Source organism: Candidatus Cloacimonadota bacterium, from assembly GCA_020532355.1.
Taxonomy (GTDB): Bacteria; Cloacimonadota; Cloacimonadia; order Cloacimonadales; family Cloacimonadaceae; genus UBA5456.
Genome location: JAJBBD010000154.1, coordinates 1 through 6,869 on the forward strand (window position 1 = coordinate 1; position 6,869 = coordinate 6,869).

The 6,869-nt window shown below is 39.9% G+C and carries 4 protein-coding genes and 1 pseudogene; 4 read left to right on the forward strand and 1 reads right to left on the reverse strand.

Features of this window, described 5'->3' with window-relative positions; translation table 11 throughout:
* Window positions 1-122 precede the first annotated feature (122 nt).
* Window positions 123-269, reverse strand: a pseudogene (locus tag LHW48_05650) (lysozyme).
* A gap of 267 nt (window positions 270-536) precedes the next feature.
* Between LHW48_05650 and LHW48_05655 the strand changes: the two are divergent.
* The 4 genes from LHW48_05655 to LHW48_05670 form a co-directional block, all read left to right on the forward strand.
* The gene (locus LHW48_05655; protein MCB5259945.1) at window positions 537-2,156 is read left to right on the forward strand and encodes a T9SS type A sorting domain-containing protein; all 1,620 of its coding nucleotides are present in this window, start codon (window positions 537-539) and stop codon (window positions 2,154-2,156) included.
* Between the two features lie 8 nt (window positions 2,157-2,164).
* Window positions 2,165-2,830, forward strand: coding sequence for a hypothetical protein (locus tag LHW48_05660; GenBank protein ID MCB5259946.1), 666 nt, complete (start codon window positions 2,165-2,167; stop codon window positions 2,828-2,830).
* A gap of 177 nt (window positions 2,831-3,007) precedes the next feature.
* Complete coding sequence (locus LHW48_05665; GenBank protein MCB5259947.1) at window positions 3,008-4,621, forward strand: T9SS type A sorting domain-containing protein; 1,614 nt, start codon at window positions 3,008-3,010, stop codon at window positions 4,619-4,621.
* 14 nt (window positions 4,622-4,635) lie between these two features.
* Window positions 4,636-6,869, forward strand: a 2,234-nt coding sequence (locus LHW48_05670) for a hypothetical protein (protein MCB5259948.1), incomplete at its 3' end; no start/stop codon positions are given.

Below are 6,869 nucleotides of genomic sequence, written 5' to 3' on the forward strand. Positions count from 1 at the left end.
AAATATCAGCTCCAGCCCCGTCCCAAGAAAAGTCGTAAAACGTCAACTCGTGTAGTGACCATAAAACAGCTAAGTGCTTATATGGCAGGTGTGTAGGTTTTCAGAATGGTAAAGTTCGGGTAAGCTTCGGATTGGGTTATTCCACAGTCATTGAGATTACGACCAATACCGATTGTCAGCTTACCTGCAGTACAGCGATAAGGCTTGAGCCTCAGACCTTCATGTCTGACGAGTTGCTCTTTGATTCTATCCATCAGTTTCGCTTCCATTTATGCTCCTTGAACTTACTGGATCATCGATCCGGAGCAATGAAAGCACTCCCCTGTATTCTCACAAATAAGGATGCATAAGGATGCGACAGAATTTAGAAATTGCTTTTTTTATTTGCTTTTTCTTGGCTTAGGGTTATTTTAGTTTTAATAGACGGATGATATCTGCCTTGTGGAGCGTTTACTGTTTCTGATAAAATCGTCTGTTTGCTTTGATATATAAATAAAGCTACAGCATTTTGGGATATAAAAATTAGTGGAGGTACGATGAAATATTTCTCTATTATGGCGTTAGTGTTCGTGTTTATTTCATTGCAATTAAAAGCTATTGAACACTTGGAGATAATGACTACCTTGTACGGGGAGTTTGATGGCTCTAGGTTTGGAGAACGAGTAGTTTCCATGGATTACAATGGCGATGGCTACGATGATGTGATAGTTCACTCACCTTATTGGAACCCCACAGGTGTGTACAACAGCAATCAGTGTTGGGGGAAGATTTACTTCTATTGGGGAGGGCCCAATATGGATAATATTCCTGATTTCGTGATGGAGGGAACTGAAAACTGGGAATTATATCCGGCAGGACCATTTAATGGGGGTGACATCAATGGAGATGGGGTTGACGATATGGTAATCACCTTACCTGTAGACCCGGCTTGTGTCATAGCTGTATATTACGGAACAGCCAATCCCATGGGAATACCAGATTTGACAATCACCATTCCTTATGAAGTAACTGATTATATTGTATCCTGGCCGCTTGGCGACATCAATGGAGACAGTCGGGATGATTTAGTCATACATTGCCCACTTTGGAGTAATCCTCAGATCTTTAAATTAATAATCTGGACAGGCAATGACGACCCGTTTGTAACTCTTGTGGAAACGACAAATGGCTTAGTGTCTAGAACGGCCATTGGAGTGGGGGATGTGAATGGTGACAACTTTGACGATTACATCTTGCAGTATGGCATACCCGGCGGAACAAACATGAACAGCAGAATAGTCTTGTATTATGGGGACACAAATTTCCCAGAAGTTGATAGTTTAGTAATTTCAGATAACACAGAGGCCATAACTGTGCGATCGGCAAGCCCGTTAGGAGACCTTAATGGTGATGGTTATGCAGATTTTGAGTCATATGTGGGTAAAGTGTGGTTTGGAGGGACAGATTTATCACCGATTCATGATCTTGAACTGGTATATCACAACCCACCCTACCATGAGTGGTTCAACCCAGGTCGTAATGTTGGTAATCCATTCATTTACGGTGATCTTAACGGAGACGGTTATGACGACGTGATCGGATCGACGCATCAAATCAATTTTTACCAGGGAGAGATTGGCATCTGGGTGGGAGGACCAAGTATGGATGGGTTGATTGACTTGTATTTATATCCGCCAAGTGATTACGGAACTAGAAATTTTGGGTATGCCAAAGCAACTGGAGATTTTAACGGGGATGGATTATGTGACCTTGCGGTCTCAGCTCCCATTTGGGGACAAGGAACGATTTTCAATACGACCGGTCGAGTATTTATTTATTCTGGCAATGCAGCGTTATCAGATACGGTGGTTGCAAATGATGATCCAGTTGAGGCAGAACCAAGCTGGGAGATAAACGTATATCCCAATCCCATGCGTGCAAACGAGCAGCTAAAGATTGATTTATTGGGGTCCGGCTTTAAGGCTTCCACTCCCTTACGGCTGGAATTGTTTAACCTAAGAGGGCAAAAAGTAAGTGGTCTTGAGCATGTAGGTGAAGTTCTGAACGGGGCTACCCTCTCAATGCCTGTCCCAAATATTGCAAATGGTTTGTATTTCCTCAGGATTATACAAAACAACAAAACCACGTATATTAAGAAAATCTGTGTTTTAAAATAGGGGGAACAATGAAAAAAACACTAGTTGTCTTTTTTTTACTTATCTTGGTAGTTTGTGCCACAGCTAGGTATTCGGATCAATTTCCTTTGGGTACATACTCCTACATAAGTGAAAAACCTTGGTTTATGAACAACTTAAACGCTCTTAGCGGAGCTATGAATCAATTGGGTTATAATTCAACCATTATGGAAACTTTTAATCCTGCTGCCGATCTGACTACGATATACTCAAGGCTTAACGCTGATAGTATAGATGTTATAATATCAGATCGAGCATGGCGAAACTCAAGTGGCAATGAAAAGTATGCCACCACCGGACTTACAACGAGCAGCTATTATAGGTTTGAAGCTGAGTATGAAGATGGATGCTCTGTCACAAATACAGATTTGACTGATAGCCAGCATTGGTACGGCTCAAGAAATGAAGATATGCCTGGAACTGCTAATGATATTAATAGAACTGGCTTTCCTTTCTATGCAGGAGATGTTGCACCTCCAGCGTCCAATGATTATGTCTGGAGATGTGAGCCCAATCAGAATCCCAATGTACTGTCACCGGGGTGGGCATATACGGATTTACGCTGGAGATGGCTGACTAAGACTGGCTGGGGAACTGTTCCATCGGCTACGCCTCCTCCGCAGAGATCCAGCCAGTCCCTGCGAGGTAATTGTTGATGAATGAGAACGCACTTGACGGAATTCAGACATTGAAAAAAATGTAATTGCTCAATTGAACATAGATAGTGTGTAAAAAGAGGAAGGAATAATGTCCTCAACTAACCTGATAAACAATGAGTTGGAATTTACACTAACAATAGGGACTCATCTTCCACGTAGTAGAGGAGGAATAGGATGAGACAGTTATTTTGTATTACAGTGTTGATCTCGGTAAGCCTATTATATGCAGTCAACTGCATGCCATTGCTTACCACAATGACGGGTGAGTTTGGTGGAGCAGCATTAGGCAGGTCAATGTGCAATATTGACTTTAATGGAGATGGAATACAGGATTTGGTAGCGTTAGAAAAGCACTGGAATCCTGATGGTGTGTTTGATCTCTCCTACAAAATGTTTGGCAGAATCAATTTTTATTGGGGAGGATCTGATTTTGATAATAATCTTGACTTCAGTATCCCAGGTACTTACAATCGCCAGTATGGGCTGGGATTTTTGCGAAATGTTGGAGATATCAACAATGATGGGATTGAAGATCTCTGCTATTATGGATCTGAGTCTGAACAGGTGAAGATTTGTATTTTCTATGGAAACCAAATACCTAAAACGGAGCCTGATGTTGTTTTAACGTTTTCACATTCAATCGCATATGCTATTGGAAATCTCTGGGCTCTTGGTGATGTAAATAATGATGGACATGCAGACATCGGATATACGTTGATAAATCCCGTTCGCGACATAGCAACTATGAGGATTTTTGATGGTTCATCACATAACTCCATTATTTTGTATTCGTTTCAGTGGGGGCCAAACGCAAGTGGTTTAACGGGGATCGGCGATATCAATAATGATGGTATAGATGATTACCTAAGTTCGCACGTGTTTAGACAAGGTGAAAACACCTGCACCAGGGTTACTGTTCATTTTGGCAGCAATGAATTCCCCTCGAGTGATAGCCTGACAATATATTCGGGTATAAATACAGTGATCAATTCTTGTCTAGGTCCCTTAGGTGACGTCAACGGAGATGGTATTGATGATTTCGTAGGTTTGATATATGGTAGCGGCGGCTATAAAATATGGTACGGGAACTCTAACATATCGGCAAATTGGGATGTTGAATTCCCTGAACACATATCGTATACAAATGATGGATACACACTAATCCACGGAGATTTTAACGGTGATGGTTATAGCGACATCGCGACCTCAAACAGTAATTATTATGGTGCTGATGGCAGGGCTTACATTTGGCTGGGAGGGCAGAATCTGAATGGTATTGTGGATCTGGTGTTCCCTGCACCTCCTGGCGTATCTGAACGATTTGGCTGGGCAAAAGCTGCGGGCGATTTCAATAATGATGGCTACTGTGATCTTGCCGTTTCACAGCCTTATTCCCATCCTGCACCCCTTTGGACTCCTGGCAAAATACACATCTACTTGGGTAATGCTGAACTAACTGATACTACCGTTGGAGTTCAGGATGATTGTGTGGCTCCATCATCTAATTCTAACATTTGGGAAATCAACTTATACCCTAATCCAATATCCCAATTAGAAACAACAGTAAATATAATCTTCATCGGAAATGGTTATGAAAAAGAGCGGGATTTAAATATTGAAATTTACAATATAAAGGGACAGAAATTATCTGCTCATAAATTCAACGGAACATTAGCCAATAGTAAAAATTGGTCGGGCACCCTAACCAATGCAGAGTCAGGAGTTTACTTTGTCAAGATATGTTCAGGTGATAAAATGCTGGTAACCAAAAGATTCACTATTCAGTAAGAGGAGCCAAAAAGATGAAAAACAAAATTGTGTTTTCGTTAATTTTAATCGCTACTTGTATGGCATTGTTTGCCAAACACTCTGATGATTTTTTAATAGGCAATTATTCCTATTGGAGAACATATGGTGCTTATGCAGCAGCTGCGGACAGTGCATTTAAACATATGAAGGATTGTGGATATAACACTACAATTTGCAATACTTACAACAACGAGGATATTGATTTGGGAGTAATGCTGAATAAAATGGATTCGGATAGCCTTGACGCTATTCTCACAGATTTTTCTTGGGATGCTATGCAATCAAACACTAAATATGGCACAAGAGGATTTACTCTATCAAACTTACAGAGATTTGAAGCAGAGTATTGTAACGAGGAAGATGTAAAAGATAATGACCATCAAGATGATGTATTCTTTTATAGTTCCAGAGATATAGATGAAGGCGATACATTGAGAGTTGGGCAGAAGCAAGTACTTGAGGGAAAATCAAATGATTTTGTTTGGAAGTGTGAACCTTCATCACAGCCAGCCGGATATGCCTTCAATAATCTGAGCTACCGCTGGAAAAAGGAAGGAAGCAGTGTTTATGAGAAGTTAACTGATGAGATTCAGTTCATCAAAATGACATGGGATCAGGATTTAACAGATTATATGCTGGACAACACCTACCTATATTATACTGTTGCTTTTAACATACTATCTTATGATAGGGATATCGCTCATCCAATTGATCTAATTAGATTAGAATTGTGTGGGTACAATTGGAACAATGAGTTCAAACAATTACGATATGTTAACGAGCTTGGAGGTACTGATGTTGGATTAGTAGTAACTCAGTATATGTACGATGGTATTACTCGGACAGATGATTTTGGCAATAAACTATACACTTTCAGAATCAGTTTACGGTCGCTTAAAGACAATGGATTCTTATCGGCAGATAATGCCTTATCTGGCAGATATGCTTTAGGCAACATAAATCCAAGAATATATTGGTACGGCACTTCAACATTACATATAGACTATATAGAAATTGAAGATACAATTCACAGGAATATGATCACAAATCAACAACAATTTACAGATAATCTAAACAGCAGAATAAATGAGATTAAATTGCTTTCTGCAGGGAATATCCGATTTCTTTACAGTTTCGATGAGCCCAATCAAGCTCAGTTTGATTCATATAAACGAGTTCAAAATGCCATTAGGGGCGATAACCCCGGTATTGTCACAGCCATATACGACTGGCGACGAGACATGGTTAAATCCAACAATGCTCAAAGCACTTTGGATAAGTACTATCATCATCAACGTGCGTTCATTGAAAAAGCGAACCCGAAAATTCTCTCTCCTGATTTGTATCCCATCAAACCAGATGTTCAATGGAATTTTAAGAGTGATTTGAAATTTTTGCAAACTGCGTTAGAGGATAATCTTCTGGTTAAATATCATGCATATAAGACAGCTTCTCAGCAGAATCCAAATCTAAGATTCATCCCCGTAGTACAGTCTTTTGGCGCTTGGGATAGGTCGGGAACCACTCATCAATGGATGTCTTGGCTTAGACCGCCCAGGGAAACACAAAAAATGCTTCAGTTATTACCCTTATGCTATGGAGTTGATGGAGTAATAAATTATCAATTTCCTACGTGGAACAAGTTATCTTATTCTTCGAGTGATACGTTATCGTATCAATATGGAGCTATAAGCATTATTCAACAAGGAACGAATTTATCATATGTTCCCCTTTCGAACTACTATGCACTAAAAGAGGCTAACGATAAAATTATCAGATATGCAACAGTTATAAAGAATAGTGATTGGCATGGATCAGATAGCCTTAAGGTTTCCATTGATAACCAGAATATCGCAATATCGCCTATGATGCTGCAGTCGTTATTTGTTTTGCCATCAGAGAATGGTCATCATTATCAAGGCTATGTTCAATGCGGCTTGTATACATATGTATCTCAGCCTTATTTTATGATTGTAAATAGAAGAGCCAACTATGTTAGATTTGGATATAATCCTGTTTTTACAGAAAACAGCAGTTTAGACAATTGCTTTGAAGCAGCATTGCCGCAGACCGTAAGATTTGTACCTAATACTCAAGCTCATACAATGTATGGTAGCAACTTAGCAATGTATGATCCTTACACAGACATGATACACACATCTAGTGGACAGAATGTAGATGTCGTTATCGATCCAGGCGATGGTATGCTACTAAAGATGATAGGAAC

Coding starts and splice junctions, on each gene's coding strand:
- LHW48_05660 (MCB5259946.1), top strand. CDS start 2,165: ATGAAAAAAACACTAGTTGTCTTTTTTTTACTTATCTTGGTAGTTTGT.
- LHW48_05655 (MCB5259945.1), top strand. CDS start 537: ATGAAATATTTCTCTATTATGGCGTTAGTGTTCGTGTTTATTTCATTG.
- LHW48_05665 (MCB5259947.1), top strand. CDS start 3,008: ATGAGACAGTTATTTTGTATTACAGTGTTGATCTCGGTAAGCCTATTA.